28 protein-coding genes are annotated in these 26,272 nt (G+C 52.1%); 14 read left to right on the forward strand and 14 right to left on the reverse strand.

From position 1 onward, the window contains the following. Positions 1 to 70: 70 nt before the first annotated feature. From rhaS (ACG0Z5_RS18825) to rhaB, 4 genes are all read right to left on the reverse strand, one after another. Entirely contained in the window at positions 71 to 1,057 is a 987-nt protein-coding gene (gene rhaS / locus ACG0Z5_RS18825; protein ID WP_319629590.1) for a rhamnose ABC transporter substrate-binding protein, read from the reverse strand. A gap of 90 nt (positions 1,058 to 1,147) precedes the next feature. Next, positions 1,148 to 1,978, reverse strand: coding sequence for a rhamnulose-1-phosphate aldolase (gene rhaD / locus ACG0Z5_RS18830; RefSeq protein ID WP_319629589.1), 831 nt, complete (start codon positions 1,976 to 1,978; stop codon positions 1,148 to 1,150). A gap of 96 nt (positions 1,979 to 2,074) precedes the next feature. After that, positions 2,075 to 3,334: an L-rhamnose isomerase gene (gene rhaA, locus ACG0Z5_RS18835; RefSeq protein WP_394450151.1), complete on the reverse strand. Its 1,260-nt coding sequence runs from the start codon at positions 3,332 to 3,334 to the stop codon at positions 2,075 to 2,077. Further along, on the reverse strand, positions 3,331 to 4,797 hold the full coding sequence (gene rhaB / locus ACG0Z5_RS18840) for a rhamnulokinase (RefSeq protein ID WP_394450153.1): 1,467 nt from the start codon (positions 4,795 to 4,797) through the stop codon (positions 3,331 to 3,333). Before rhaB ends, rhaA begins: the two co-directional genes overlap by 4 nt. Positions 4,798 to 5,097: 300 nt before the next feature. On the opposite strand from rhaB, the gene rhaS (ACG0Z5_RS18845) reads away from it, so the two are divergent. Continuing rightward, a complete protein-coding gene (gene rhaS, locus ACG0Z5_RS18845) occupies positions 5,098 to 5,934 on the forward strand; it encodes an HTH-type transcriptional activator RhaS (protein ID WP_394450155.1) in 837 nt (278 codons plus the stop codon). A 53-nt stretch (positions 5,935 to 5,987) separates the two neighbouring features. On the opposite strand, the gene ACG0Z5_RS18850 is transcribed toward rhaS (ACG0Z5_RS18845), so the two are convergent. After that, positions 5,988 to 7,253 carry a hypothetical protein gene (locus ACG0Z5_RS18850; RefSeq protein WP_394450157.1) on the reverse strand — a complete coding sequence of 422 codons (1,266 nt, stop codon included), beginning with the start codon at positions 7,251 to 7,253 and terminating at the stop codon, positions 5,988 to 5,990. Between the two features lie 253 nt (positions 7,254 to 7,506). On the opposite strand from ACG0Z5_RS18850, the gene rhaR reads away from it, so the two are divergent. After that, positions 7,507 to 8,355 (forward strand): HTH-type transcriptional activator RhaR, encoded by an 849-nt coding sequence (gene rhaR / locus ACG0Z5_RS18855; protein ID WP_394450159.1) that lies wholly within the window; start codon positions 7,507 to 7,509, stop codon positions 8,353 to 8,355. Here rhaR and rhaT read toward each other — a convergent pair whose 3' ends face one another. After that, entirely contained in the window at positions 8,356 to 9,390 is a 1,035-nt protein-coding gene (gene rhaT, locus ACG0Z5_RS18860) for an L-rhamnose/proton symporter RhaT (protein WP_319629584.1), read from the reverse strand. It lies immediately after the preceding gene. Between the two features lie 286 nt (positions 9,391 to 9,676). Between rhaT and sodA the strand changes: the two genes are divergently transcribed. Beyond that, positions 9,677 to 10,297 (forward strand): superoxide dismutase [Mn], encoded by a 621-nt coding sequence (gene sodA / locus ACG0Z5_RS18865; protein WP_319629583.1) that lies wholly within the window; start codon positions 9,677 to 9,679, stop codon positions 10,295 to 10,297. Between the two features lie 147 nt (positions 10,298 to 10,444). Continuing rightward, the gene (gene yiiM, locus ACG0Z5_RS18870; protein ID WP_394450162.1) at positions 10,445 to 11,119 is read left to right on the forward strand and encodes a 6-hydroxyaminopurine reductase; all 675 of its coding nucleotides are present in this window, start codon (positions 10,445 to 10,447) and stop codon (positions 11,117 to 11,119) included. 17 nt (positions 11,120 to 11,136) lie between these two features. On the opposite strand, the gene cpxA is transcribed toward yiiM, so the two are convergent. Beyond that, positions 11,137 to 12,510: an envelope stress sensor histidine kinase CpxA gene (gene cpxA / locus ACG0Z5_RS18875; RefSeq protein ID WP_394450164.1), complete on the reverse strand. Its 1,374-nt coding sequence runs from the start codon at positions 12,508 to 12,510 to the stop codon at positions 11,137 to 11,139. Next, positions 12,507 to 13,205 (reverse strand): envelope stress response regulator transcription factor CpxR, encoded by a 699-nt coding sequence (gene cpxR, locus ACG0Z5_RS18880; protein WP_319629580.1) that lies wholly within the window; start codon positions 13,203 to 13,205, stop codon positions 12,507 to 12,509. Before cpxR ends, cpxA begins: the two co-directional genes overlap by 4 nt. A gap of 150 nt (positions 13,206 to 13,355) precedes the next feature. On the opposite strand from cpxR, the gene cpxP reads away from it, so the two are divergent. Then, positions 13,356 to 13,859 (forward strand): cell-envelope stress modulator CpxP, encoded by a 504-nt coding sequence (cpxP, locus tag ACG0Z5_RS18885; protein ID WP_319629579.1) that lies wholly within the window; start codon positions 13,356 to 13,358, stop codon positions 13,857 to 13,859. 190 nt (positions 13,860 to 14,049) lie between these two features. Here cpxP and ACG0Z5_RS18890 read toward each other — a convergent pair whose 3' ends face one another. Then, positions 14,050 to 15,030 carry a tyrosine-type recombinase/integrase gene (locus ACG0Z5_RS18890; protein WP_394450167.1) on the reverse strand — a complete coding sequence of 327 codons (981 nt, stop codon included), beginning with the start codon at positions 15,028 to 15,030 and terminating at the stop codon, positions 14,050 to 14,052. A 69-nt stretch (positions 15,031 to 15,099) separates the two neighbouring features. Continuing rightward, a complete protein-coding gene (locus tag ACG0Z5_RS18895; RefSeq protein WP_258964593.1) occupies positions 15,100 to 15,393 on the reverse strand; it encodes a helix-turn-helix domain-containing protein in 294 nt (97 codons plus the stop codon). A gap of 182 nt (positions 15,394 to 15,575) precedes the next feature. Here ACG0Z5_RS18895 and ACG0Z5_RS18900 point away from each other — a divergent pair, with 182 nt between their 5' ends. The 9 genes from ACG0Z5_RS18900 (at position 15,576) to ACG0Z5_RS18940 (ending at position 20,917) form a co-directional block, all read left to right on the forward strand. After that, the gene (locus ACG0Z5_RS18900; protein WP_258964594.1) at positions 15,576 to 15,848 is read left to right on the forward strand and encodes a regulatory phage cox family protein; all 273 of its coding nucleotides are present in this window, start codon (positions 15,576 to 15,578) and stop codon (positions 15,846 to 15,848) included. Positions 15,849 to 15,850: 2 nt separating this feature from the next. Next, positions 15,851 to 16,030: a hypothetical protein gene (locus ACG0Z5_RS18905; RefSeq protein WP_394450168.1), complete on the forward strand. Its 180-nt coding sequence runs from the start codon at positions 15,851 to 15,853 to the stop codon at positions 16,028 to 16,030. After that, positions 16,021 to 16,521: a replication protein B gene (locus ACG0Z5_RS18910; RefSeq protein ID WP_258968307.1), complete on the forward strand. Its 501-nt coding sequence runs from the start codon at positions 16,021 to 16,023 to the stop codon at positions 16,519 to 16,521. Before ACG0Z5_RS18905 ends, ACG0Z5_RS18910 begins: the two co-directional genes overlap by 10 nt. A gap of 65 nt (positions 16,522 to 16,586) precedes the next feature. Beyond that, on the forward strand, positions 16,587 to 16,808 hold the full coding sequence (locus tag ACG0Z5_RS18915) for a DUF2732 family protein (RefSeq protein ID WP_394450169.1): 222 nt from the start codon (positions 16,587 to 16,589) through the stop codon (positions 16,806 to 16,808). Then, on the forward strand, positions 16,808 to 17,095 hold the full coding sequence (locus ACG0Z5_RS18920) for a DUF5405 family protein (protein ID WP_394450171.1): 288 nt from the start codon (positions 16,808 to 16,810) through the stop codon (positions 17,093 to 17,095). Before ACG0Z5_RS18915 ends, ACG0Z5_RS18920 begins: the two co-directional genes overlap by 1 nt. Before the next feature lie 13 nt (positions 17,096 to 17,108). Continuing rightward, a complete protein-coding gene (locus ACG0Z5_RS18925; protein WP_394450172.1) occupies positions 17,109 to 17,333 on the forward strand; it encodes a TraR/DksA C4-type zinc finger protein in 225 nt (74 codons plus the stop codon). Further along, positions 17,330 to 17,605 (forward strand): DUF5405 family protein, encoded by a 276-nt coding sequence (locus ACG0Z5_RS18930; RefSeq protein WP_394450174.1) that lies wholly within the window; start codon positions 17,330 to 17,332, stop codon positions 17,603 to 17,605. Before ACG0Z5_RS18925 ends, ACG0Z5_RS18930 begins: the two co-directional genes overlap by 4 nt. Further along, positions 17,595 to 19,868, forward strand: coding sequence for a replication endonuclease (locus ACG0Z5_RS18935; RefSeq protein WP_394450176.1), 2,274 nt, complete (start codon positions 17,595 to 17,597; stop codon positions 19,866 to 19,868). The genes ACG0Z5_RS18930 and ACG0Z5_RS18935 overlap by 11 nt, the downstream gene beginning before the upstream one ends. 110 nt (positions 19,869 to 19,978) lie before the next feature. Then, positions 19,979 to 20,917 carry a DNA cytosine methyltransferase gene (locus ACG0Z5_RS18940; protein WP_394450178.1) on the forward strand — a complete coding sequence of 313 codons (939 nt, stop codon included), beginning with the start codon at positions 19,979 to 19,981 and terminating at the stop codon, positions 20,915 to 20,917. On the opposite strand, the gene ACG0Z5_RS18945 is transcribed toward ACG0Z5_RS18940, so the two are convergent. The 4 genes from ACG0Z5_RS18945 to ACG0Z5_RS18960 form a co-directional block, all read right to left on the reverse strand. Further along, on the reverse strand, positions 20,914 to 21,843 hold the full coding sequence (locus tag ACG0Z5_RS18945; protein ID WP_394450180.1) for a hypothetical protein: 930 nt from the start codon (positions 21,841 to 21,843) through the stop codon (positions 20,914 to 20,916). The genes ACG0Z5_RS18940 and ACG0Z5_RS18945 overlap by 4 nt on opposite strands. Continuing rightward, positions 21,840 to 22,934: a hypothetical protein gene (locus ACG0Z5_RS18950; protein WP_394450182.1), complete on the reverse strand. Its 1,095-nt coding sequence runs from the start codon at positions 22,932 to 22,934 to the stop codon at positions 21,840 to 21,842. Before ACG0Z5_RS18950 ends, ACG0Z5_RS18945 begins: the two co-directional genes overlap by 4 nt. 422 nt (positions 22,935 to 23,356) lie before the next feature. Next, positions 23,357 to 24,397 carry a phage portal protein gene (locus ACG0Z5_RS18955; protein ID WP_319787135.1) on the reverse strand — a complete coding sequence of 347 codons (1,041 nt, stop codon included), beginning with the start codon at positions 24,395 to 24,397 and terminating at the stop codon, positions 23,357 to 23,359. Continuing rightward, complete coding sequence (locus ACG0Z5_RS18960) at positions 24,397 to 26,166, reverse strand: terminase ATPase subunit family protein (protein WP_394450184.1); 1,770 nt, start codon at positions 26,164 to 26,166, stop codon at positions 24,397 to 24,399. The genes ACG0Z5_RS18955 and ACG0Z5_RS18960 overlap by 1 nt, the downstream gene beginning before the upstream one ends. Positions 26,167 to 26,272: the final 106 nt, after the last annotated feature.

Below are 26,272 nucleotides of genomic sequence, written 5' to 3' on the forward strand. Positions count from 1 at the left end.
GGCGGGTAAGCGGCAGCGTCACCCGCCGTGTTGCCGGATGGCGCTACGCTTATCCGGCCTACAAAACGCATCAGAAAATTTTGGAGAACTTATCAATGTTGCTGGCATCGTAAACGAACGGCTTCGCCATCGCGCCGTTACCCTCTGCATCCAGCGTGACTTTGCCGAGTTTGCCCATGCTGGCTTCGGTTTTGGTGGCCGTTCCTTTCACCAGATCGTCCGCTAAATAGGTTGCCGCATAGCCGAGATCGATAGGGTTCCAGATAGCGAAGCTTTTGCTGGCTCCGGATTTAATCGCTCCCGCCATTTCAGATGGCAGCCCCAGGCCGGTCACGTACACTTTGCCGATTTTGCCCTGATCCTTCACCGCCTGCGCCGCCGCCACGATGCCGACCGACGACGGTGAAACGATCACTTTCAAATCCGGGTAGGTTTTCAACAGACCGACCGCTTCGCGGTAGCTTTTATCGGACAGGTCATCGCCATAGGCGACGGTGACCAGATTGATTGATGGGTACTGCGGCAGCACCTTTTTCATCTCCGCAATCCAGATATTCTGGTTGGTGGAGGTGGGCGTGGCGCTCAAAATCGCCACATCGCCTTTGTCGACATTCAGCGCTTTCAGCGCATCGGCTGCCAGCTTGACGTTGGTTTCGCCGATCAGCGCGTTATTGGAAGGATTGAGGTGGATCTGACGGCCAGCCTGCGCCACGCCAGAATCCCATGACACCACTTTGATCCCACGCTGCATCGCCTTTTTCAGCACCGGGACCAGCGCATCCGGATCGTTGGCTGAAATGGCGATCGCATCTACTCCTTGGGCGATCAGGCCGTTCAGCACTTCGATCTGTGCCTCAGCCGTGGTGGTGGTGGGACCGGTATAAATGACTTTAACGTCACCTAACTCTTTTGCCGCTTCCTGCGCGCCAACGTTGGCTGCCTCAAAAAATCCATTTCCCAGCGATTTTGCCACCAGGGCAATTTTGACTTCAGCTAAAGCAGAACCGGACAACGCCAGTGCGGCAACGGTGAGGATCAAGCTTGGTTTTATTTTCATTGCTTTTACTCCACTGAATTGAGTTAGTTGTAGGGATTGCAGGTGTTTTTTCGCCCCGTCTCATTGAGCGGGGCGCGATGTTGTTATCTGTTATGCGTAAAGCGCTAATGCTGATGCCATCGGGGTCACGTCAAAGCGTTTGGCGAGGGCAATCAGTTCTTCTCGGGTGATGGTCTGTTTCATGCCGCCCATCGAGTAGACCTTCACCAGAACTTCAGCCGATTTCTCGGCGGTATCAATTAAGCCAAAGGCTTCATCAAGCGTTGGACCGCTGCCAAACACGCCGTGGAATGGCCACAGCACCAGCGAGTGCTGCTGCATTTCCGTGGCGGTGGCCTGGCCGATTTCATCGGTACCCGGCACCATCCACGGCAGAATGCCGACGCCATCCGGGAACACCACCAGACACTCGGTGCTGCCTTCCCACAGTTTGCGAGTGATGAGCTCGGAGGTATTTTCCAGCACGTAGGTCAGGGCGATCAGGTTGGTGGCGTGGCAGTGCATGATCACGCGGTCTTTTCCGTTGGTCGCTTTGATACGTTCGCAGTGGGAAAGGAAGTGTGCTGGCAGCTCAGAGGTTGGCACCGCTTCGTGCGTCAGCCCCCAAAGAATGTGGTAGCCCGCGCCGTCGCTGTCCACTTTCACCACGCCTAAATTCGCGGACGGATCGAGCTGTACGTTGCGGAAAAACTTGCCGGAACCGGTAACGATAAACGGCGTGTTGGCCAGCGCTGGCATCGGCTGGCTGAGCGGAATATAACGCGGATTCGGGTGGAAATCGGCTTCGAAAGGCGCGATATCTGCGGCATCCAGACGCAGGGTCAGGTTGCCGCCGTTGCGCTCGTCCCAGCCTTTGAGCCAGGCATCGGTGGTGGCTTTGATCATGCCCTGAACGAACCAGGCGTTGGTGATGGTCTGCATAGTCTTTCTTTCCTTCAAATTGTCGGGTGGCGCTGCGCTTACCCGACCTACCTGTAATGCGTAGGCCCGGCAAGCAACGCGCCGCCGGGCAGGTTTTTATTTACGCTTTGCTAAAACGCCTTTCTCATAGGCGCGCACGCTGTCGAGCCACTGGCTGCCCGCTGGCGTATCGTTCCGCTGGCAGTACATTTCCCACACCGCCTGCCACGGCAGGCATTTTTGCTCTTCGAGCAGGGCTAAACGTGCGGTGTAATCGCCGTCCAGTTCCAGTTGACGCAGTTCAGCCGTCGGTTCCAGCAGCGCGCGCAGCAGGGCTTTCTTCATGTTGCGAGTACCAATTACCCATGCCGCGATGCGGTTGATGGAGGCGTCGAAGAAATCGAGGCCGATGTGTACGCGGTCGAACAGGTCGTGGCGGATGATTTCGCTGGCAATGGCCTGGGTTTCGTCGTCCAGCAGCACTACGTGATCGCTGTCCCAACGTACCGGGCGGCTCACGTGCAGTAGCAGGCGCGGCACAAATAGCATCGCTGCAGAAATTTTGTCGGAGATAACTTCGGTCGGATGGAAGTGACCCGCATCCAGACACAGTGCGGTCTGGCGGCTGGTGGCGTAACCCATGTAGAACTCGTTGGAACCGACGGTGTAGCTCTCAGCACCAATGCCGAACAGCTTGCTTTCTACGGCGTCGATGTGGTGCGCCGGGCTCAGTTTTTCGCTGATGATTTCATCCAGCGCGTTCATCAGGCGCTGACGCGGGCCGAAACGGTCGACGGTCAGGTCTTTCATGCCGTCCGGGATCCAGATGTTCATCACCGATGGCGTGCCCAACTGTTCGCCGAAATAAGCTGATACGCGGCGGCTGGCCTTGCAGTGGTCAATCCAGAACTGGCGGATTTCATCGTTGGCGTGGGCCAGGGTGAAGCCGTCGGCGCTCATTGGGTGTGAGAAGCAGGACGGGTTGAAATCCAGCCCCAGCTTGTTGGTTTTGGCCCACTCTACCCAGTTCTTAAAATGTTCCGGTTTGATTTCATTCCGGCCAACCGGGGTTTCTGATTCCAGATAAATCGCGTGCAGGTTCAGGCGTTTCGGACCAGGGATCAGGCTCAGAGCCTGTTCCAGATCGGCACGCAGTTCGGTGGCATTACGCGCTTTGCCCGGGTAGTTGCCGGTTGCCTGAATACCACCCGTTAATGCGCCGCCTGGGTTTTCAAACCCGCCAACGTCATCGCCCTGCCAGCAGTGCATCGAGACGGGCAAACGGTCGAGTTGACGCAGGGCCTCCTCGACGTCGACACCCACGGTGGCATAACGTTGTTTTGCCAGTTCCCAGGCTTGTTCAAGTTGAGTGGTCATGCGCAAAGCTCCTTGGTCTGTTGTGGCTGAAACTGCGCGACATAGCGGGCAATTTCACTGTTCGGATCCGGGTTAAAGGTGGTAAGCGCGTAGTTGCTGCGCACCACCTTGCGAAATTCGTCAACGTTACTGAGTTCATCGAGGGTCATCAGCTGCACGCCGATATTGCCCAGCGTAGAGGCCTCAATTGGCCCGGCGGTGACGGTGATCCCGCAGGCATCGGCACAAAGCTGGTTCAACAGTGCGTTCTGGCAACCACCGCCGACGATGTGTAGCTGTGAAAAAGCGTGGCCGTGCAGGTCTGAGAGCTGGTGCAGCACACGGGCGTACAGCAACGCCAGGCTGTCGAAAATGCAGCGTGCCAGTTCGGCGGCGCTTTGCGGCTCCGGCTGGTGGCTGTCGCGACAGGCGGCCTGAATTTCGAGGCTCATGTTGTCCGGGTTGATAAAGCGGTCATCGTTCGGGTTAATCACGAACTGGCAGGCGGGCAGTTTCTGCGTTTGGGCCACTAATGCCGCGATATCGCTGATGTTTTGCTCTTTCAGTACCCGTTGCAGCAGCCACAGGCCCATGATGTTTTTCAGCACCCGATAGCGGCCTTCTGCGCCGCCTTCGTTAGTGATGTTGTTCGCCAATGCGATGTCGCTGGTACACGGCGTTTTGCTTTCATAGCCCATCAACGACCAGGTTCCGGAAGAGAGATAGGCCGCGTGTTTGCCCTCCAGCGGGGAGGCGATCACCGCACTGGCGGTATCGTGGCTGGCGACGGCGACCACCGGGATTTGGTTCCCCAGCGGGCAAATCCAGTGCCCGATGACGTTACCAGGATGCGTCGGCGTGCCGAACCAGTCGCGCGGTGCGCCCGCCCAGTTGAGCAGGTCTTCATCCCAGTTGTCGGTGTTGATGTTCACCATTTGGGTGGTGGTTGCGTTGGTGTATTCCCAGTTCATTTTGCCGGTCAGGCGATAGCTGAAATAGTCAGGGATCAGCAGCGCATGGGCGATATTCGCCAGCACATCAGGCTGTTGTTCGGATAACGCGCGGAACTGGTACAGGGTGTTAAACGGCAGGAACTGAATGCCGCTGCGGCGATAGATGTCGGCGCGGCCGAGCTGCGTTTCTGCACGCTGCATTACGCCCTGGGTGCGGCTGTCGCGGTAGGACACCGGCAGGCCAACGCGATGGCCGTCCTTATCCAGCAGCACAAAATCCACGCCCCAGGTGTCGATGCCGATGCTGTCGATAAGAATGCCGTCATCGCATACTTTCTTCAGCCCACAACGGATCTCGGCTTCAAGACTGTCGATATCCCAGCAGTCTGTGCCGTCCACTTTCTGTAGCGTATTCATAAAACGGTGGATCTCACGCAGTGCCAGGGTCCGTTTTTGGCGGTCGTAACTGGCCAGCATGACGCGCCCGCTGGAGGCGCCTAAATCAACCGCCACACAATGGCGAAAACTCATGGCAGGGTCCTTCTGATAGTCATTGCGGACAGTCTGAAGGAGTGCCAGCGTGTCGACCTTCTCACTACTGACAGCGGAAAATGGCGGCTGGCAAGAAAGCAAAGATGAACGTGAGAGGCATCACACTTTCCAGTAATGAGCCCGTCTCATGCGGGTGTGACGCTGAACTCATTTCCTGATTTTTCCGGTCGTTTCTTGAAAAACGGACAGGGTTTGCGCGCTTTGCTGTCAAAAATTCAAGGTGAGAATGGCGGGGGGTGCTTATTATCCTGATAACTTTTCTCATCTCGTGGGGCCATTATGACCGTACTGCACAGCATGGATTTTTTTCCGTCAGGACATGCACCTGTTGCCATTGAGCCACGGCTGCCACAAGCGGAGTTCCCTGAGCACCACCACGATTTTCATGAGATTGTGATCGTCGAACATGGCACCGGTATTCATGTGTTCAACGGCCAGCCTTACACCATCACCGGCGGGACGGTGTGCTTCGTGCGCGATCACGACCGCCATCTGTACGAGCACACCGACAACCTGTGCCTGACGAACGTGTTGTACCGTTCCCCTGACGCGTTCCGCTTTCTGTCTGGCCTGGAGCAGCTGTTGCCGCAGGAGCAGGACGGCGTGTATCCGTCGCACTGGCGGGTAAATCAGACGGTGTTGCAGCAGGTGCGCCAGGTGGTACAGCAGATGGAAACGCTAGATAGCGGGGACGACATGCACACCATCGCCAATCGTGAAATTCTGTTTATGCAGCTGTTGGTGCATTTGCGAAAGGGCAGTCTGGCGGCGGAGGCAACCAATAACGATGCGCGTCTGAATTTGCTGATGGCGTGGCTGGAAGACAATTTCGCCGATGAAGTGTGCTGGGAAGCGGTGGCGGACCGTTTTTCACTCTCGCTGCGCACGCTGCACCGCCAGCTTAAGCAGCACACCGGTATGACACCGCAGCGTTATCTCAACCGTATTCGTTTGACCAAAGCGCGCCACCTGTTGCGTCACAGTGACGAAAGCGTCACTGATATCGCATTTCGCTGTGGTTTTGGCGACAGTAACCACTTTTCAACGCTTTTCCGCCGCGAGTTTAACTGGTCGCCGCGCGATATTCGTCAGGGGCGCGACACCCAATTGCAATAACAAGCCCATGAGACTCATGGGCTTGTTATTGTGGTGCGTTTAATTAATGGAGTTTAAAACTTGACGTCTTTTAAGTATTCCCAATCTTTATTGCTTTTCTTGTTGGTCGGGAAATACCAGTATTGACCATCATGTTTCAGCTGGAACAGTTCAGTCGCATGGTTGTACGGGTTGTAATAAATATAGATATCGCCCGCGACGCCCTTATGACCATTTGCACTCCAGTCTTTGAAAGATTGAAGTGTTTTAATATTCTCCAGTGCTGCTTTTTTGTCGGTGCCTAAATAAACCCAGTTGCCATTATTGTTTTTATTGGTCGGGAAGTACCAGTAGCGGCCATCTTTACCGACGTTTTGCAGCATAAAATATTCTTTATCGCCGTTATAAGGATTGTCATATTGGTAAAGCGTGCCGAGGGTACCTTTATGGCCATTATCGCTCCAGTTGAAGGCATGCTCTGACAGGACGTCAACCTCTGGATACACTGATTTGATCCAGTCAATGTACTGAGAGATACGTGCCCCGGTGCTGCTGCGTGCTGCCCCGCCATTGGTGACCGCAATAATGGTTTTAATACCCTGATGAGTTTGCCACCAGGCTGAACCACTGTCTCCAGGGGCTGTGCGTCCCCATTTTGCGCTCTCTTTTACCGGTTCATAGCCCGCGCCAATACCATGATTCATCTCAAAAATACTGTCGATTACGCTCATGCTGGTCATGCGACGCTGTCCGGATTTCGGACCATAGGTTTCATTTTCCGTGACGTTGACGCCCCAAAGGCCATAACCCACAAACTGAACCGGTTTACCCTTTTCTTCGTTGCCGTCATACAGGACAGGCTTCACGACCTTCTTGCCGTTTTTATCGCGGTAGTCGGCCACTTTTTTCAACTTCAGGATTTCCAGGTCGGTTGAGGCGCCGCCGTAGCCTGCCGGGCGGTGGTTGCGCTCTGGAACCGTATAAACTGTTCCCCCGCTGGCAATAACGGTCTTGTCGTCATCGGCATAGAAATTATAACCCGTGTTGCTAACATCTTTTGTGGCCCCATTGCAGTGGGCAGCGGCGAGAATATATACCCACTCACCATCGTCACCCAGCCAGGTTGCCGTACAGCTGTAAATATGGCCGACGGCATTAAAGGCGCGGTCATAGCTTTGTACCCGTAAGGGTTCATTGACGTCGGCAATAGTTGATTTGATATTATTTAAATCACCGCCATTTTGCGTAAAAACATATTCGCTAATGACCTGTGCGTGAGATATTGTTGAAATAAAAGTGAGGGCTAATAAAGAGAGGGTCTTTAATTTTAATTGCATCATTTTTCCTTTGATGTGAGATTCCTTGCGTCGCGATCTTGCGTTGAATGATGAAAATAAGTCAATCGCTGTTCCGTTAATAACATATTGTGGTTTGATTAATATTGGTGGCGCTGTTTTAAAAACTTATTCATTTAAATTTTATATATTTTGTACGGGAGGTGTCCGGTGCGATGACATATTCGAGAACACAATCACCGTTTTTTATCCTGAAGTAGTGAATACTAACCGGTGATTCTGCATTTGAGGTGCCGGAGTGACGTATCCTTTGATTCTGAGAAAAGCGGATTTTTTTGCCAATCCGCAGCAGGCGGTGGCGGTGGCCGATCGCTATCCGCAAAATGTCTTTGCGGAGCATACCCATGAGTTTTGTGAGCTGGTGCTGGTGTGGCGCGGCAATGGTTTGCACATCCTTAACGATCGTCCGTATCGCATCACCCGCGGCGATTTGTTCTACATTCGCGCCGAGGACAAACACTCCTACGCCTCGGTGAACGACCTGGTTTTGCAGAACATTATTTATTGTCCGGAGCGGCTGAAACTTAACGTCGACTGGGCGGCGCACATTCCTGGCCTGAACGGGATGAACTGGACGCCGCACTGGCGAATCGGCAGCAGCGGCATGACTCAGGCGCGACAGGTGATTACCGCGCTTGAGCAGGAGAGTCATAAAGCCTGTAGCGATGCGAACGAGATGGCTGAGTTGTTATTTGCCCAGCTGGTCATGACCTTACGCCGGCATCGCTACGCCACCGATAACCTGGCCGCTACCGAAAGCGAGGCACTGCTCGATAAACTGCTCACCGCGCTGGCGGGTAGTCTGAACCGGCCTTTTGCCCTGGATAGTTTCTGTGAACAACAGGCCTGTAGCGAACGGGCGCTGCGTCAGCAGTTTCGTAGTCAGACCGGGATGACCATCAACCATTATCTGCGTCAGCTGCGTATCTGCCATGCGCAGTATCTGCTGGGTCATTCTGAATTGATGATCGGAGAAATCGCTATGCACTGCGGCTTTGAGGACAGTAACTATTTTTCAGTGGTTTTTAACCGGGAAGTGGGGATGACGCCAGGGCAGTGGCGTCATCGGCATAAAAGGGTCGCGTAATCAGTTAGCCATGCCTAAGCCCACGATATTTGCAGCGATGATAATTACCACGCAACCCAGGCTCAATACACCCACCGGGCGGCGTCCGGCATTGTTCCACTCTTTCAGAATTAAACCCACTACGCCACCGCACAGCACGTAGAAGCTCATGTGCAGCATCCAGCTCATGTAGTCATACTGTGCCGGGATGCGCGCGTGGCCCCAGGCATAGAAGAAGAACTGCAAATACCACATCAGACCGGCAAGCGCAGAAAACAGGATATTGCCGATGATCATCGGTTTTGCCAGCGAGAAGTCCGCTTTTATCGACAGATTTGATTTGGTGGCAAGACGGATGAAACAGAAGCCGAGGTTAATAACCGCGCCGCCGCCCATAATAACGACATAGCTTGGCAAGGCGACGTACAGCGGATCGACGCCGAGAGCGGCGGCGGCTTCATGCATCGGTTTAGCGGCATTCATCGCAAATGACATACCTGCGGAGAAAATCCCGCACATTACCGCCAGGATCAAACCTTTCTTGAGATTGAACTCTTCAGCCTTGATGCCCATCTTGCGTTCTTTTAGCTGCCCGGCACGAGTAACAATGCCCACGCCGATAACCGCCACCAGCACGCCCAACAGCGTCATCTGCCCGCCCTGGGTGCCAATCAACACATCAAACTGACCATTGATGATAGGCGTCATCAGGGTGCCGACAATCAGCGTGATGCCGATAGCGATCCCGATGCCCATCGACATGCCGAGGTAGCGCATGGTCAGGCCGTAATTGATGTTACCGATCCCCCACATGGCACCGAACAGGAACACTGGCAGCAGCGTAGAGGCATTAAAAGAACCGAAGTATGCCCAGAAATCTGGCAACAGCATGGCGCTGATTGACCAGGGCAGGATCAGCCATGAAACAAAACCACCAATAGCCCACATCGTTTCCCAGGACCAATTTTTAACTTTCTTGAATGGGGCATAGAAACAGGCTGCACTGGCCGCACCTATCAAATGCCAAAGAATACCCATCGTAATCGCGTGACTCATTTTTTACCCTCATGTTTTACATCGATGATTCTTTCATCTGAAGCACGGAGTATAAAAATCAGCCAGTTGATTAACCTTCGGGCCGCTGCCGTGGAAAGCGCAGACCTGGCAAAAAGCGCGTGTTCCCCTTGAGCGGGCTCACAAATTCTGCCACATCACCAAAAGTTATAACCTTATTAAAATTACGGCATTGATAAGCATTTTCAATATCATTTAATTAACTATAATGGACCAACTGCTTACGCGGCGTAACACCTCTGCCGCCCGATGATAATTGGAGATGAATATGAGTTATACACTGCCATCCCTTCCGTACGCGTACGATGCCCTTGAGCCGCACTTTGACAAGCAGACGATGGAAATCCATCACTCTAAACACCACCAGGCCTACGTGAACAACGCCAATGCGGCGCTGGAAAGCCTGCCAGAATTCGCTAATCTGCCGGTTGAAGAACTGATCGCTAAACTGGATCAGCTGCCAGCAGACAAGAAAACCGTTCTGCGTAACAACGCCGGCGGCCACGCTAATCACAGCCTGTTCTGGAAAGGCCTGAAAACCGGTACCACTCTGCAGGGCGACCTGAAAGCGGCTATCGAAAGCACCTTCGGCTCCGTTGAGAAATTCAAAGAAGAGTTCGAGAAAGCCGCTGCCACCCGTTTCGGTTCCGGCTGGGCGTGGCTGGTACTGAAAGACGGCAAACTGGCTGTTGTGTCTACCGCTAACCAGGATTCCCCGCTGATGGGTGAAGCAATTTCTGGCACTTCCGGTTTCCCAATCCTGGGCCTGGACGTGTGGGAACATGCTTACTATCTGAAATTCCAGAACCGTCGCCCGGACTACATCAAAGCCTTCTGGGACGTGGTGAACTGGGACGAAGCAGCGGCACGTTTCGCGGCTAAAAAATAAGACGGCAAAGTTAACGCCTGTCTCGCGGCTTTCGGGCTGCTGAAAATAAACCCTGCTGATTCAGCAGGGTTTTTTTATGCCTGTCGCATTTTGCGCAGAATACGTGCAAAAATAGCGAAGATGAGTCTTAAGAGCAGGAGAGGGAAGATGCGATATCCGATGGACGTGTTTACGGGCAGCGTGCGGCAGTATGACGGTAGCCGTCCCAGCGCGATTGCAAAACGGCAGGTCGATGGCGAGCTGGAACTCACTGACCGGGGTCTGGTGGGCGATGAGCAGGCGGAAAAGAAAATTCACGGCGGGCCGGACCGCGCGCTGTGCCACTATCCCCGTGAGCATTATACCGAGTGGGCGCGGGAATTTCCCGAACAGGCAGACCTGTTCTGCGCCTCGGCGTTTGGCGAGAATCTCTCCACGATCGGGATGACGGAAAAGACCGTATTTATCGGTGACATCTATCGCTGGGGTGAGGCGTTGATTCAGGTCACGCAGCCCCGTTCGCCGTGCTTCAAGCTCAATTATCACTTCGGTATCAGCGACTTGTCTTCGCAGATGCAGAGCAGCGGCAAAATGGGCTGGCTGTATCGGGTTATTGTGGCGGGAAAGGTCTCGACGGAACAGCCGCTGGAACTGGTGTCACGCTTAAGCGATGTGTCGGTATATGACGCAGCGGCGATTGCGTGGTACACGCCGTATGACGATGAACAGTATCGTCGGCTGCTGTCGGCGGCAGGATTGTCGGTGAGTTGGACGCGAACCATGCAGAAGCGGCGTCTGAATGGGCAGATTGAAGATAATTCGCGGCGGCTGTGGGGGAAATAATTTCCCCCACACATCCCTTAACCTCGTTTGTACAATGGCAGCCACAGGGTCAGACGTAAGCCGCCCAGCGGGCTGTCATCTGCCTTCACCCAGCCGCGATGCTGCTGGATAGCGGTTTCGACAATCGCCAGACCCAGACCGGTGCCGCCGGATTCGCGATCGCGGGCTTCATCGGTGCGGTAGAACGGACGGAAAATCTGTTCTCTGTCTTCAGGGCTAACGCCCGGGCCGTCATCATCCACGTTAATGGTGATACCGTCTTTATCTACCGAGAAGCTGACCGAGATTTTGGTGTGCGAATAGCGCAGGGCGTTACGCACGATATTCTCAAACGCACTTTCCAGCGCATTCGGGTTACCGTACAGCGGCCACGGGCCAGGCGGGTATTCAACGGTGAAGGATTTGCCGACCTGTTCTGCCTCAAAGGCGGCGTTGTCCAGTACTTCTCCCCACAGCTGATTGGCCTTCAGATTTTCGCTCACCAGGGCGTTTTTCGCCTGATTGCGCGACATCACTAGCAGGTCGTTGATCATGCTGTCCAGACGATGCGCTTCCATTTCGATACGCTCCAGTTCTTTGCTCTCGCCGGTACGACGGCGTAGCAGAGCAGTACCTAGCTGCAGACGTGTTAACGGCGTGCGCAGTTCGTGGGAGATATCAGAAAGCAGACGCTGGTTGGCGGTCATCATTCTTTCCAGCGCGGTCACCATCTGGTTAAAGCTGGAACCCGCAGCCAAAAATTCCTGCGGCCCGGCTTCCAGTTCCGGATGCTGTCTCAGGTTGCCCTGGGCGACCTCATCGGCGGCATTTTTCAGCTTACGGGCAGGTTTGGCGAGGCTCCACGCCAGCCATAACAGCAGCGGTGAACTCACCAGCATGGTGACAATCAGCAGCAACAGCGGACGGTCAAACAGCAGGTTAATGAAATCGGATTGCGAGGTGCTTGCCGGGCGAATCAGGTACAGCTGGTAGTTATCCTCCCCGTCTCTAACGGAGAAGGGACCGACCATTTCGAGGCGCCCATAGCGTTTTTTCTGCGGATGATCGGCATTATCAGACTGGCCGATAAAGTTACGAATGATCTGCATTTCATTGCGATCTGCGCCGATCACGCGGCCTTCGCTGGTTACCAGCAGCAGGCGTTGTCCCGGAGGCGCCCATTTGTCGATAGCGCGAAACAGACGGCGCCACCACATTAAATCGTTGGGCGGATCGTTCGCCAGTTCGGCTTCAACATGTTGCTCAATCATCAAGCCCTGGCGCTGCTCGCTATCGAGCAGTTCCGTCATCTGGCGTGAATCGAGTTTGGGCAACATCAATACCAGCATCAGCACCAGTGCCAGGGTTAACCAGAAAATGGCAAAGATGCGAGCGGTCAAACTTCCTATCATGAAGCGGACACCATCAGATAGCCGCGACCACGCAGGGTTTTAAACCACGGATGACCGTCTTTCCGTTCCGGCAGCTTACGGCGCAGGTTGGAAATGTGCATGTCGATAGCGCGGTCAAACGGCGTTAAGCGTTTACCCAGCACTTCCTGGCTCAAATGTTCACGAGAAACCACCTGGCCGAGATGTTGCGCCAGCAGGTACAGCAGCGTGAATTCGGTGCCCGTCAGTTCCAGGGTGGTGCCATCGAAGCTGGCTTCCTGACGGCCAGGATTGAGGCTCAGGGAATCGACTTCGAGGTTCGGTGAACTGTTTTCACTGGATTGCTGCTGCTCGCTCCAGTGGGAACGGCGCAGAATCGCGCGAATACGGGCGACCAGTTCACGGTCGTTAAACGGTTTAGGCAGATAGTCATCTGCGCCCAGCTCAAGGCCGAGGACGCGATCTAATTCGCTGCCGCGTGCGGTCAGCATAATGACCGGTGTCTGGTGTGTCTGGCGAAGCTCTTTAAGGGTATCAATGCCATTTTTCTTTGGCATCATTACGTCGAGCAAAAGCAGGTCGATGCTGTCATCCAAAAGCGCCAATGCCTGTTCCCCATCATGGGCAACCAGTACATTGAAGCCTTCCATGTCGAGCAGCTCCTTTAACAGGGAGGTGAGCTCCCGGTCATCATCAACTAACAGGATTTTATTCATTGATTAAATACCTCCGAGGCAGAAATTACGTCATCAAGGCGCGCTAATCCATGACTTTACGTTGTTTTACACCCCCTGACGCATGTTTGCAGCCTGAATCGTAGACTGGCTCTCGTTGAATCGCGAAACAAACGTACTTGGGAGCAATTGATGCGCAATGTTATCGCTGCCGTCATGGCCTCAACGCTGGCGCTAAGTGCGAATAGCCAGGCCGCTGAAGTCGTTACCAGCGTTAACTGGACCCCGAATGACGGGGCGACGCAAGGCAGTCATCAGAGCCATATGTTTGACGGCATAAGTTTAACCGAAGATCAGCGTCAGCAGATGCGGGATCTTATGCAACAGGCTCGAAGACAACAGCCGCCGGTTAATGTTAGCGAAATGGAGACAATGCATAAGCTTGTCACCGCAGACAAATTTGATGAAAACGCTGTCCGTGTTCAGGCAGAGAAAATGGCGCAGGAACAGGTTGTCCGCCAGGTCGAAATGGCCCGGGTTCGCAACCAGATGTATCGCCTGTTAACGCCTGACCAGCAAGCGGTTTTAAATGAACGACACCAGCAACGAATGGATCAGTTGCGCGAGGTTGCCCGGATGCAAAAAGGTTCAGTCTTAATGCTGTCCAGTAGTAGCAATACCCGTAGTAACCAGTAATAAACCCTGTTTTCCTTGCCATAGACACCATCCCTGTCTTCCCCCTCATGATGAGGGGGTTTTTTTTATCAATAACTTACCTCTCAATCTAAGTGAAAACAGCCACTTAGAAAAAGCTGCAAAGGTCTTGAAGGGTCTCATGGTTTCCCAAGTGTGGACACGATGTGGACACTCGGGGTCACTCAACCTCTTACAACGAAACACCACCGGCCAGCGGATTTAATGCAACAGCATTTTGTAGATAATCTGGCGACAGATGCGCATAAACCATCGTTTGCTGTATGTTCGCGTGGCCCAGTATTTGCTGAAGCGCAATTATGTTCCCTCCGTTCATCATAAAATGACTTGCGAAGGTGTGGCGCAGGATGTGCGTTGCCTGATTTGGCGGGATGTCTGGCTTAACCATCCGCAGCACCTTGCAGAATTTCTCATAGTCCACTTTGAACAACTTCGCGCTTGCCTCCTTCTTAATCATTTTTTCCAATTCTGGCGATATCGGTACCGTACGCTTTTTCCCGTTTTTCGTTTTCAGGAACGTAATGCGGCAATTGACCACCTGAGAAGGTTTTAACGTGACCAATTCTGACCAGCGTCCACCTGTACTTATGCCAAGTAATGCTATCAGGCGAGCGTCGCCGCTTAATGCATCTAGCAATTTGCCTATTTCAAACCTTTCCAGGAACGTCATTTCTGGGTTGGTTTCCGCCAGTGGTGGCAAACCGTGGACCGGATGCTCTCCTCTCATTTCCTCCAACTGGATCAGCTTCGTGAACATGCCTGAAAAACGGTACATATCACGATTAATTGTTGATGCGCTGATGCCATCACTCAGCCGGGCGGAACGATAATCCATCAAAATTCGTTTACTCAGCCTATTGATGGGCATATCGCCTAGGGTGTTAATCGTCTTCAGCAGGTGATTAAATTCCTTCTTACCGTGTTCATGGTTCTGCCCGTGATACTGCCACCACACCTGCAGCAATTCAGTCAGCAAACGGCGATCAGCCCGTTGCCCTGCCCATTCTTTTTGGCTTGCATTTGCCAGCGTGTAACGCTCAAACGCAACAGCTTCGGCCTTTCTATCAAACTTCCGGCGAATGCGACGTCCTTCGCGCCCGCGCGGTCTAATGTCCACTTCATAGCGACCATCATCGAGCTTCTTAATTGACATAAGAAAGCCCTCCGGCACTGTTTATCTCGTCTTGGTAACAAATAGTGAAAATGTAATGTTTATATAGTGTTAGCCAGTCTGTTTTTCGGATTGGCCTGATTTTGTTGGATCTTGCCCAATGTGTGCGAAAGCCGGTGAGATTTGACCAGCTTGCGGGGCGGTATTACCTGTCATTAGCCAAAGCGTATATTTTTCAAACTGCTTCGAGTTAGTTACTTGCATTACAACTTGTATGCCGGGTTCTTGATGACCACCTTCGTAGTTTTTTAATGTTCCTAATGCAATCCCGCTGATTTCGCAGAATTTAGCTTGAGTTAATCCCTCAGCTTTCCTTATGGCACGTAGCTTCTGTGCAAGATTCATTTGACATGGTCCTGACTCAATGACTATATTCACCCCGGAAAGGTCATTCATTCAGAACCTTTTGGGGCATAAAACCAGCCGCCGTGAGCGTTCTCAAGCGGTTTCTAAAGGGCTGGATCTTGAAAGGTTAGCACGAAGTCGCCACCAGACCACGGCGGCAGCGCAAAAATGAGGGTTTAACGATGGAAGCAAAAGAATACTTAATCCAGTATCCGCTAGATGCGGTTCATCCTGATAAATTCGCGGAATTGCTAGGAAAACCACGCACCGCAGTGGTTGAAATGCTTAAAGCTAACAAGCTGCCAATTATTGAGCTTCGCGATCCAGCAAAGCCAAATGCTCGCGCTGGTGACAAGTTGGTATATGTGCCGGAATTTAATCGAGGGGTTCGCGAGGCCTATTATAATCGCCCGCCTGAACAACGTGACGCTTGGCTTTTGTGGATGGGGCTCTAACTATGAAAGAGCCTCGTTGCATTGCCCAGCTTTTGCGTAACCAGCAGAACCTGACCCCGATTAATTTCACCATCACCCACGGTCGCGGCCGTAAAGGCATCATTATCCGCACCCGCAAGCCGAGTGTGATCGGTATGGCTATCACCTTCATGAAAACCCGGAGGTTATGGAAATGGCTGTGATGACTCTCGGTGTGGTTGCTCAGCAGCCGGAAGGTTTGCGTGGTCTGGTTGGTCGATATCTTGCTGCGCCGCGCTGGCAGGAAAGCTGCGATTTCTATAACAAGATGATGGAACGCGAGCGCCTGACCGTCTGTTTCCATGCGCAGTTAAAACAGCGCCACGCGACTATGCGATTTGAAGAGATGTGTGATGTGGACCGTGAACGTCTGGCCTGTGCGATTGATGAGCTGCGTGCAGCATTTTCAAAACGTCGTCAGGTGGGGGCGAGTGAAATTGCCTACATCAGTTATTTAACTGTCAGCCAGCGTCGCAGTTTATTTATGCATGCCGGTTTAACCGAGAAAGAATTTAATCAGCCTTACTGGCGTATTGATGAGGATTCATGTTATTGGCGCGAGAAGTTATTTCGCGCATTGCGTGAATTATTCAGCTTGTTTGAACATGCTCCAACAATTTTGACATCGGTTAAGCCCGAGCAATATCTGCATTAATTAATTACCCGTGTTTTTAACGCACTTGATTGTGCGGGGCTTCCTTTTATCTGGAGAAAGTCGTTATGACTAAAACAGGAAAGCAGTGCGCTAAGTTCTCTTTGTTGTTACAGCAGGCCAGAGCTGAGGCGCAGGCGGATGCAGCGACCCGATTTTCATCTCGCCTGGATGGGCTGATTCGCCACATCGCCGAGCGTGAGCTGAACAAGGTGGAGATTGTCGAGTTACTTAGTCAGGAGTCAACGCAGTTTCATAATGCAGGGCTGTTGCGTGGGGAGTGCTGCTAATGGCTACGCACAAGTCCGTATTACTGAATAACTGGCTAAAGGTCAGCGTAATGGATAACGGTGATTTAGCGCTGAAGGATATTAAACGCGATAAAGGCACCGGCGAAAAAATAGAGGCTGTTATTGCTATCTACGCGAACCAATTAAATCTCTTGTCGGACATGGTCAATTTGCTTCTTAAACGCGCCATCTATTTAAAGCAGATAACCAGTTTTGATGAGTTTGCCACATTAATCGAAGAGTTGAGCGCCGCCTGTCGGGCTGAGCTCAACAAGCTGAATGCATAAAGGAGTCAGGACAATGCCAGATTATATGGATCACGTTCAGGAGCTACAGGCCGAATCACTGGCCCGCCATGTCGATGCCGCACGTCTGAAATCGGGTGGCGCTGCTGTTTTGGTTTGTGTTGATTGTGACCGGTCAATTCCGGCTGAACGTCGTGCCGCCCACCCGACAGCTCTGCGTTGTGTTCATTGTCAGTCGCTTCTGGAAGCCACCGCCAGACACTACCGGGGGCAGGCATGAGCATTCGCATCGAGATTGGCGACCGCTATGTCGTCACCAGCGACCCGTTTCAGTTTATTTTGCAGGAGAAGAAAATAGCCAAAACCGGGAAAAATGCCGGTAATGAATGGCTGGATGTCGTCGGCTATTACACTAAGTTGGATCAGCTCGTTACAAGCCTGATGTTGCATGATGCATTAACGGGCGAGGCACGTGCTTTCGGCGAGCTGGCGGCGCAGATTGAGCGAGTCGGTCAGGCATGTTCGGAGGCGTTTGGCGTTAATGGCCGCTGAAAGAATGGGGCGTAGCGCCCCAACACCTCCACCGCCATTTTCCAAAAGCACCGGCGAGCCGTTTGTCGGTGCTTACCCGTTCAACGCGCCCCGCGAAGCTATCGGGCGCGAGAGACCCCTTACACGTGACGAACAGCGTCAGGTGCAAGGCGTTTTATCAAAGATTGACTACCTGCCATATTTCCTGAGCTCGCTCTTTACCTCACGCTATGACTACATCCGCCGGAACAAAAGCCCGGTGCATGGGCTTTATTTCCTCAAGTCGACATTCCTGCGACGGTTATGGCCGCGCATCGAGCGCGTCAATCAGCGTAACGAAATGAATGCTGATGCCTCTCTGCTGTTCCTGACCGAGCGCGAGAACTACGCCCGACTGCCGGGAATGAATGACAAAGATCTGAAGAAATTCGCGGCCCGCATCGCCGCGCAGCTTTTCATCATGTATGAGGAATTAAGCGATGCCTGGGCGGAAGCGCACGACGGCAAAGAATCGCTGTTTACTGATGAGGCGCAGGCTCACCTTTATGGTCATGTCGCTGGCGCGGCGCGTGCATTCAATATCACGCCGCTCTTCTGGAAGAAATACCGCAAAGGTCAGATGACAATCCGCCAGGCATTTTCCGCCGTGGCGCGTCTCATCAATGACGAGTGGTGGATTAACCAGTTTAAGGCGCAGCGTATGCGCTGGCATGAATCGCTGTTAATTGCCGCTGGTGAAGTGAATAAAGACCGCTCACCGTATGCCAGCAAAAGCGCCATCCGTGACGTGCATTCTCGCCGTCTGGCTAACCTCGAATACCTGAAATCCTGCGAGCTCGAGAATAAAGTCACCGGTGAGCGTATCGATCTCATTAGTAAGGTGATGGGGAGTATTTCAAACCCTGAGATCCGCCGTATGGAGCTGATGAATACCATCGCCGGTATCGAGCGTTATGCCGCCAATGAGGGTGATGTCGGGATGTTTATCACACTGACCGCACCGTCGAAATATCACCCGACTCGTCAGGTCGGCAAAGGACAAAGTAAAACCGTTCAGCTTAATCATGGCTGGAATGATGAGGCGTACACCCCGAAAGATACGCAGCGCTATCTGTGCCACATCTGGAGCCTGATGCGAACGGCGTTTAAGGATAACGATTTACAGGTTTACGGAATGCGCGTGGTTGAGCCGCATCATGACGGCACGCCACACTGGCACATGATGCTGTTTTGCAAACCCGGCCAGCGCAAAGAAATTACCGACATCATGCGCCGCTATGCCCTGAAAGAGGATGGTGACGAGCGGGGCGCTGCGAAACAGCGCTTTCAGGCGAAGCATCTCAATCAGGGGGGTGCTGCGGGCTATATCGCGAAGTACATCGCAAAAAATATCGACGGTTACGCCCTCGATGGCCAACTCGACCATGATACTGGCAAACCACTACAGGATACCGCTGCCGCTGTAACGGCGTGGGCGTCGACGTGGCGCATTCCTCAATTCAAACCGATTGGATTGCCGACAATGGGCGCTTATCGCGAGCTGCGCAAACTGCCTCGTGGCGTCAGTATCGCTTCGGAATTTGACGAGCGCGTCGAAGCGGCTCGTGCTGCTGCCGATGAAGGAGAGTTTGATTTATACATCGCTGCGCAGGGTGGGGCGAATGTGCCACGCGACAGCCAGACCGTCAGGGTGGCCCGCAACGTGACTGATGAGGTCAACGACTACGAAGAAGACATCGAGCGTATCGTTGGGATTTATGCCCCGCATATCGGCGCTAATCACATTCACGTTACCCGGTCAGCAGACTGGCGCATAGTTCCAAAGATTTTGGCCGTTGAGCCTTTGGCTTTAAAAAGCGGTATCACCGCGCCTCGGAGTCCTGTCAATAACTGTGGAAAGCTCACCGCTGGTGATAAGCCAGTTATGACGCCTACACCGTCTGAGCACGCCGCAGCGGTGTTAAATCTGGTTGATAGCGGAGTTGTCGCATGGGATGACCCGGAAGTCATGACGGTGCTTAGGGGCGCACTAGGGCATGATGCGCCGAAACCAATGCGGCAGCAAAGAAGCGGTGAGCCGTTGAAACCGAATCAGATTGCACCATCAGGAAGGATGACGAAAGCTGAACGGGAGCAGATGCCGCGTATCCGCTTCGAACTGGCTCAGCATGGCATCACGGCGCTGAGATGGGAACTTCAGGCGCTGGCGCGTGGCGCAACGGTCAATTTTGCTGAAAAATCTTTCAAATTTAGTTTGTTGCGTGAATGGGAGGGTTTTTTTTGAATGATGTGGCCATCATCACTCAAACAGGGCATTATAGCTGTCTATAAAAACTATCTTTTCAGCATGCCTGCTTCAGTTATAATGCGCAGTCGGTTAGGAGGAGGGCATTAATGCCAACGGTTGTTTCGTTGTTTTCAGGTTGTGGTGGTTCAGATGCGGGGGTTTTAAGCGCAGGTTTTCGCGTGCTTATGGCTAATGATATTTTGCCTTATGCGCGTGATGTCTATTTAGCAAACCATCCAGAAACTGACTACGTCCTCGGAAGTGTTGCCAATATTGAATCATTTCCTTCTGCCGAGCTATTGGTCGGTTGCTATCCATGTCAAGGATTTAGCCAAGGTGGTGTTCGTAAAGCTGATAGGAAAATCAATACCTTATATCTTGAATTCGCAAGAGCACTAAATTTAATCAAACCTAAAGCATTCATAGTTGAAAATGTTTCTGGAATGGTGAGAAGTAATTTTGAACATTTGTTACAAGATCAATTTAAGGTATTTTCAGAGGCTGGATATAAAGTTAAGTCACAAGTTTTAAACGCCTCTCATTACGGTGTCCCGCAGGACAGAAAGCGCATCTTCATCGTGGGGGTAAGGGAAGATCTTGGTGTAAATTATGAGTTCCCTACACCGACACATGGTGATGGTTTGAAACCTTTTACTACAATTCGTGATGCTATCGGTCATCTTCCTGAATGGCCACAAGGTGAGTTCTACGACTCAGACTTTCATTGGTACTACCTATCTCGGAACCGTAGACAAGGTTGGGAGCAAATTTCTAAGACGATTGTTGCTAATCCTCGCCATATGCCATTACACCCAATGAGCCCAGAGCTTGAAAAGCTTGGCCCTGATGAATGGCGATTCGTTAGTGATCTGCCAGCTCGTAGATTTAGCTATAGAGAAGCTTCGTTGTTGCAGGGATTTAATGAGCTACGATTTCCTGAAACTACTGCTGCCTCAATGAACATGAAATATACGGTTGTGGGCAATGCTGTTCCGCCACCACTTTTTGAAGTGGTGGCTAGAAATTTACCTGATGTGTGGGATTAATCCTCTTCGTACTCCGTTTCGATAAGTTCCTTCACATACGATATGTATTGGCTGTGATTTATGGTTCGATTGCTTGCGGTTAGGTTAATTAGACGCAGGCGATCGACGAAAATCACTTGGCCGATATCGTTTCTATGAGCCCATTTTCCATTTACCTTTCGCAAGTCTTGGGGCAGAAAATAGTATGATGCCCATGCGTGATTCACTGGTAAAAAGTTACCTAATTTACTAGGGTGAGCCTCAAACTGCTTAGCAACCCATTCAGTTGTCGAACATCCACATTGTACCATCGCAACGGGAATACAATCTCTTTCATCCCCCATAGGATGATAAGCTAGAATATCGATCCCACCATCACCCGTATCGCCTGGCTCATAATCATCAGGCTCAAAGTTCGGTCTGCATCTAATATCTTTAGCAATCTGAATCATCTTATTATATAAAAGCCCGGTATAGATAGCGTTTGCTCCGGCATTTGCCCAGCAATGATTTATTACCATACCTGAAGGCATCAGTTGCTTGAATACGGGAAGACTAATTTGCTCAAATGAGTTGGTTATTTGCTTTCTGCGTTTAGGCGTGATGTATTTTATGTTGGCACATGTAAGTAATGCTAAATATAAGCTCTCAGCCGGAGTTAGCTTGCTATGGTCCGTTTTTTTTATAAAAACGGTATCGCTGTCATCCGATAATTTAAAGGGATAACTTTTCCCAAAAATAGCCATCCTATTTCGTATGAAATTAACTGCGTAAGTCCACCTCTTTTCACTGAGATCTCTAGCTTCTGGTACTGCTTGAGCACGCATTAAGCTTGATAACTCTCCTTTGCTGTAAGACTTATCAATGGAAGTTGAAGCCCTAAGTTCCAAGAAGTCCGCCCATAAATACGGTTCAAGCTTGGGGAGCGAATCTAAACCAATAATCATTCGTCATCTTCCTCATCCCTGATAGCATTCGCAATGTGATTTCTAATTTGTTTAGATATATCAAATAATTGCGATGCTCTTTCTTGATGGTTAGATGAGAATTTCTGAGTGCTGAGAAGCATTTCCCATACAACCCTTAATTTGGTTTCGGCAAGATTGATCGCTTGATCAAGTGCCTGTTCTTGACCATTGGTATATAAAAATGCTTCATCTATATTAGATGATTTTAGCAGGTTATCAATTGCTCGAGGGTATTCAACTATGGTAGCTAAATCAGATATTCTGCGGGATTCCCCAACAATTGTTCTACCTTGTTGATCTCTAACAAAGCACCAGGCAAAGAGATTTTTAAGATTCTCTTCGTCAATTTCGTTACAATCAAAATCCTTTCTATCTTCTAGATTAAGCCATTCAGTCAAGTTTGAATAACCTAAAGCAGTTGTTATGTATGAGAAATCAACATCCTTCTCTGACATAGGTAAGTCAAAGAAATCATCTTCAGCTGCAACTTCATAAAGATGTAATGCAGTAAGAAGCATGCCTACATAATATGGTTTACTGCCTATCTCCTTTGATAGGCTTTTAAGTATGTCAGCCTTACTCTTTTTCTTTCCTTCATAGAAGGTTTCATATAACTCTTTAAGATATTTAGCTTTTGAGAGAGAGTCCCATTCTTTTACGCCAGTAATGTGTCTATATCCAATGTATCTCAAAACTTCTTCGCGGGTTTGATACACAATACATGGTAGTTCTTTGGGCTTGTAGGTGGCCTCATCCCGTATGAGCTGCACACTTTTATTCTTCTTGCTAGGTGGTTTTATTTCTCCGTTGAGCAGTTTTACAGCCGCTAAGCGGCGGTTTCCCTCTACAACAATATTTTTTTTACCATCCCTAACAACCAGCAATGGCTCACCCGGAAAATAGTCTTGTTCTCCAATTGAAAGCATAAGTTCCTGAACACTTTCATCTTGAAGCATTTCTGATATTACAACTCCCTCAGAACCAGCTTTGTCATTAAGACGGTAAAATCGCGGATTCTCGGGGTCAAAACTCAGTGATAATGTTTGGATTGGTTCGATTTTATTTGTCATTTTCTTCCTCGTTGAGCTTCCCAATGTGCGAACCATCGAATTAAGCACGGAGGTTCCCTAAGTCATGAGGAATCTTGTATCAATACGGATAGAACCTCAAGGGTGATTGTTGCATTTAGTTGCATCAAACTGCATTCGTTTTGAAACAGATGTCGTAAGTTGTATTGCATAGGCTTTATGCAGCATGTAGAAGCCATGCAACTGCATTAAAACCGCCCCCTAAAGCGGGCAGGCGTGGCGGGGAAAGCATTGCGCGCCCGGCGTGGTGCTGATAATTATTTTCTCGCGTCTGAGCGCGTCGCTGTGAGGTCGTATCCTGTGCGGGTGAGCAGTAAGGTGTCGCGGTGTATTGTAGACGTGTGGCGTTGCTGTGGGCGTCTGATGCGGGGCAGTAAAAAGCCGCCTTTCGGCGGCTGCGATCGTTACTCGTCCTCGGGCTCGAGTGAGTATTTTTTAAAGCGGATAATCTCTTCGCCCGCCCATTCGTTCAGCTCCATGAAGCGCGACTGTAACGGGCTGAGTTCGTTCCGTACAAAGACCTTCGCGACCTTCTCAACGTCGCCGAGTGAGCCGACATTCTCGGGCTTGCCTCCCATGAGCTGGAACGGGATGCGATGTGCATCGAGCATATCGGCGGCGCTCACTTTCTTGATGTTAAAAAAATCATCCTTTGTGGCGACTTCGCTCAGCGGCACAATTTTAATCCCGTCAGCTTTGCCGTTCGGCGCGTAGAAAAACAGGTTCTTAAAATTCCCGAGCCCCTTCGAATCACGCATTGCCTTGCGCAGCGCTTCGACGTCGGTGCTGCTTTGCGCGGCGTCGGTCACATACATGATGTACCCGGCGTGCGCCCCGTTCTGGTAATACTTACGGCGAAACAGGGTCGCGGATTCATTCAGCCAGGCTGAATTGAGGGCGCTCAGGTATTCCGGCAGGCCGTAGAGTTCCTGATTTATGTCCGGCTCCAGCAGGTGAAACACCGAGCCGGGGGCGAACTGATGCGCCTGCGCGAATGACTGAATGTACCAGTAAGCATCATCCTCGACGCCGCGCCGGGTGTATTTGGCCGGTGAGGTTTCAAATTTGACGGCCTTGCCGCTCAGGCTCCGGCGCATTTCGAGAAAGGCGTTACCGAAGACCAGAAAATCGAGCACAAAACGGCTGAAGTCCTGCCGGGATAATTTCGGGTGCGGAATGTAGGTCGACACCAGAATATTACGCTTCACGTAAATCGGTGAGCTGTGGTGCACCGCCGCTCGCATACTTTTCGCCAGCCCTGAGAAACTCACCGGCGGCTCGTACCATTGGCCGTTGTCGACGCATTCCACGTAATCGAGAATATCGCGCCGGTCGAGCACCGCCGTCGGCTCGCCAAAGGTGAACGCCTCCATGCTCTGAGCGGGCGCGGCGGTATGCTGGCGTGGCTTCGCGGTGTACGGGTTTTTCTTGCTGCGTTTGCTCATTAATAAAACTCCATAATCGAGGATGACGGCTGGCCGCTGGCGGCGGTCAGTGGCTCGTTAATTAAGACGTGCATGGTTGCCCAGGCGAGATCGGCATGACTGGCTTCCTCGGTGCGGCTGGCCTCGTAGGTGGCGCTGCGCCCGCTGCTGGTCATGGTTTTGCGGATGGACATAAACGACTGCGTGAGGTCGGTTGCGCCGACGTCATACTCGAGACAACCGCGCGTGATGGTGTCTTTGGCTTTCAGTACCATCGCGGTCTTCATTTCCGGGGTATAGCGGATTTCACGCGCGGCGGGGTAGAACGAGCGCACGAGCTGGAAGACGCCCTGACCAAGCCCGGTCGCATCGATGCCGATGTACTCGACGTTATATTTCAGCGTCAGCTCGCGGATAGATTCGGCCTGCTGTGCGAAGTCCATGCCTTTCCACTGGTGACGCTCAAGGATGCGGAATTTGCCCCCGGCGACCACCGGCGGCGCGATAACCACGCACCCGGCACTGTCGCCGCGTAATGACGGGTCATAGCCCACCCAGACCGGACGATGACCGAATGGCCGGTCAGCGAACGGGGCGACGTCCTCCCATTTCTCCAGACTGTCGACCATGCAGCGCTGCAATTCCTCGAACGGGAATACCGACGCTTTGTCGTCGACGAACTCGCACATAAACAGGTTGCGGAAGTCATCGACGCTGTTTTCGCGACGCAGGGTGTCGATATTAAACAGGGTACAGCCTTTGGCGAGCGCATCCTCAAGGGTGACAATCTGCCGCCACTGGCCGTCCGGGCAGGCGACGCCTTTCGCCAGTGCGGCGTGCGTGATATCGATGTCGACGCGCTCGCTGGCGTTGGACCGGCCACGGTTGAATTGCTCGCCAGACCAGAACGGATAAGCCCCGTGCGCCAGCGACGACGGCGTCGAAAAATAGGTGGTGCGCAGGTGCTCCTGTGAGGACATCCCGGACGAGACTTTTTTCAGTTGCTGGAAGTTGGGGATCCAGAAAATTTCATCGACGTACAAATCACCGTTGTGGCTTTGCGCGGTGTTGGAGTTAGTGCCGAGAAAAATCAGCTTCGCGCCGTTGTTGCCGATGACAATCGGGTCGCCGGTGAGCTCAACCTCGGCCAGCTTCGCAAACTGGATGATGTACTCGCGGAACACGTAAGCCTGCGTTTTACTGGCCGACAGGAAAATCTGGTTATTGCCGGTCTTCAGCGCCCGCATCAGCGCCTCGCGGGCAAAATAAAACGTCGCGCCAATCTGGCGGGATTTGAGTATGTGGCGGATACGGTGCGCCAGCCCGGCGCGGTACCAGTCGAGCTGATACTCGAATGACTGGTCGAGGAAAATCTCCTCGAGCTTTTCGATAGCCTCATCACTGAAAAAATTCTTTTTCGGCTTCTTCTTTTCGCCCTTGTTGCGGTTGGCGACGTTGGGGTTTAAATCCGCCTCGTTGCCGGTCTGGCCGTAGCGGTTGACCCGCGCCAGACGCTCCATCTGTCGAGCCAGAAAATCAGCGACCTTGAAATCGTGCGCCGTCAGATCGGGCTTTGCATACAGCTGGATGAGTCGTGCCTCGAGCGTGGTTTCGACGCGCGTCAGAGGTGCGGTTGCTTCCCATTTGTCGCGCTGTTTCCAGCTCTGCACCGTGGGGCGTTTGGTCTGCAACATCTCCGAGATTTGCGGCACGGAAAAGCCCTGCCAGAACAGCAGCGCCGCCTGTCGTCGCGGGTCGCTCAGGAGAGTGGTCTCAGTGGTGATGGTCATGTTTGCCTCGCCGTGGTTGATACAGGGCAAGGCTAAAGAAACAGGGGCGGTGAATCGCTAAAGCCCTGTTGTGTCAGGGGTACGCCATCCGCAATCGGTAGCCGCT

This window comes from Scandinavium sp. M-37, assembly GCF_043558715.1.
Taxonomy (GTDB): Bacteria; Pseudomonadota; Gammaproteobacteria; order Enterobacterales; family Enterobacteriaceae; genus Scandinavium; species Scandinavium vulneris_A.

Bases quoted from the DNA above. Each gene is read 5' to 3' on its own strand.
- ACG0Z5_RS18955 (WP_319787135.1), bottom strand. From the start codon at position 24,397: ATGAGCAAACGCAGCAAGAAAAACCCGTACACCGCGAAGCCACGCCAG.
- cpxA (WP_394450164.1), bottom strand. From the start codon at position 12,510: ATGATAGGAAGTTTGACCGCTCGCATCTTTGCCATTTTCTGGTTAACC.
- sodA (WP_319629583.1), top strand. From the start codon at position 9,677: ATGAGTTATACACTGCCATCCCTTCCGTACGCGTACGATGCCCTTGAG.
- ACG0Z5_RS18935 (WP_394450176.1), top strand. From the start codon at position 17,595: ATGGCCGCTGAAAGAATGGGGCGTAGCGCCCCAACACCTCCACCGCCA.
- ACG0Z5_RS18915 (WP_394450169.1), top strand. From the start codon at position 16,587: ATGACTAAAACAGGAAAGCAGTGCGCTAAGTTCTCTTTGTTGTTACAG.
- ACG0Z5_RS18925 (WP_394450172.1), top strand. From the start codon at position 17,109: ATGCCAGATTATATGGATCACGTTCAGGAGCTACAGGCCGAATCACTG.
- ACG0Z5_RS18930 (WP_394450174.1), top strand. From the start codon at position 17,330: ATGAGCATTCGCATCGAGATTGGCGACCGCTATGTCGTCACCAGCGAC.
- rhaT (WP_319629584.1), bottom strand. From the start codon at position 9,390: ATGAGTCACGCGATTACGATGGGTATTCTTTGGCATTTGATAGGTGCG.
- rhaB (WP_394450153.1), bottom strand. From the start codon at position 4,797: ATGAGTTTTCGCCATTGTGTGGCGGTTGATTTAGGCGCCTCCAGCGGG.
- cpxR (WP_319629580.1), bottom strand. From the start codon at position 13,205: ATGAATAAAATCCTGTTAGTTGATGATGACCGGGAGCTCACCTCCCTG.
- ACG0Z5_RS18890 (WP_394450167.1), bottom strand. From the start codon at position 15,030: ATGTCAATTAAGAAGCTCGATGATGGTCGCTATGAAGTGGACATTAGA.
- ACG0Z5_RS18940 (WP_394450178.1), top strand. From the start codon at position 19,979: ATGCCAACGGTTGTTTCGTTGTTTTCAGGTTGTGGTGGTTCAGATGCG.
- rhaS (WP_394450155.1), top strand. From the start codon at position 5,098: ATGACCGTACTGCACAGCATGGATTTTTTTCCGTCAGGACATGCACCT.
- ACG0Z5_RS18905 (WP_394450168.1), top strand. From the start codon at position 15,851: ATGAAAGAGCCTCGTTGCATTGCCCAGCTTTTGCGTAACCAGCAGAAC.
- ACG0Z5_RS18910 (WP_258968307.1), top strand. From the start codon at position 16,021: ATGGCTGTGATGACTCTCGGTGTGGTTGCTCAGCAGCCGGAAGGTTTG.
- rhaD (WP_319629589.1), bottom strand. From the start codon at position 1,978: ATGCAGACCATCACCAACGCCTGGTTCGTTCAGGGCATGATCAAAGCC.
- ACG0Z5_RS18950 (WP_394450182.1), bottom strand. From the start codon at position 22,934: ATGACAAATAAAATCGAACCAATCCAAACATTATCACTGAGTTTTGAC.
- yiiM (WP_394450162.1), top strand. From the start codon at position 10,445: ATGCGATATCCGATGGACGTGTTTACGGGCAGCGTGCGGCAGTATGAC.
- cpxP (WP_319629579.1), top strand. From the start codon at position 13,356: ATGCGCAATGTTATCGCTGCCGTCATGGCCTCAACGCTGGCGCTAAGT.
- ACG0Z5_RS18960 (WP_394450184.1), bottom strand. From the start codon at position 26,166: ATGACCATCACCACTGAGACCACTCTCCTGAGCGACCCGCGACGACAG.
- ACG0Z5_RS18895 (WP_258964593.1), bottom strand. From the start codon at position 15,393: ATGAATCTTGCACAGAAGCTACGTGCCATAAGGAAAGCTGAGGGATTA.
- ACG0Z5_RS18850 (WP_394450157.1), bottom strand. From the start codon at position 7,253: ATGATGCAATTAAAATTAAAGACCCTCTCTTTATTAGCCCTCACTTTT.
- ACG0Z5_RS18900 (WP_258964594.1), top strand. From the start codon at position 15,576: ATGGAAGCAAAAGAATACTTAATCCAGTATCCGCTAGATGCGGTTCAT.
- rhaS (WP_319629590.1), bottom strand. From the start codon at position 1,057: ATGAAAATAAAACCAAGCTTGATCCTCACCGTTGCCGCACTGGCGTTG.
- ACG0Z5_RS18945 (WP_394450180.1), bottom strand. From the start codon at position 21,843: ATGATTATTGGTTTAGATTCGCTCCCCAAGCTTGAACCGTATTTATGG.
- ACG0Z5_RS18920 (WP_394450171.1), top strand. From the start codon at position 16,808: ATGGCTACGCACAAGTCCGTATTACTGAATAACTGGCTAAAGGTCAGC.
- rhaA (WP_394450151.1), bottom strand. From the start codon at position 3,334: ATGACCACTCAACTTGAACAAGCCTGGGAACTGGCAAAACAACGTTAT.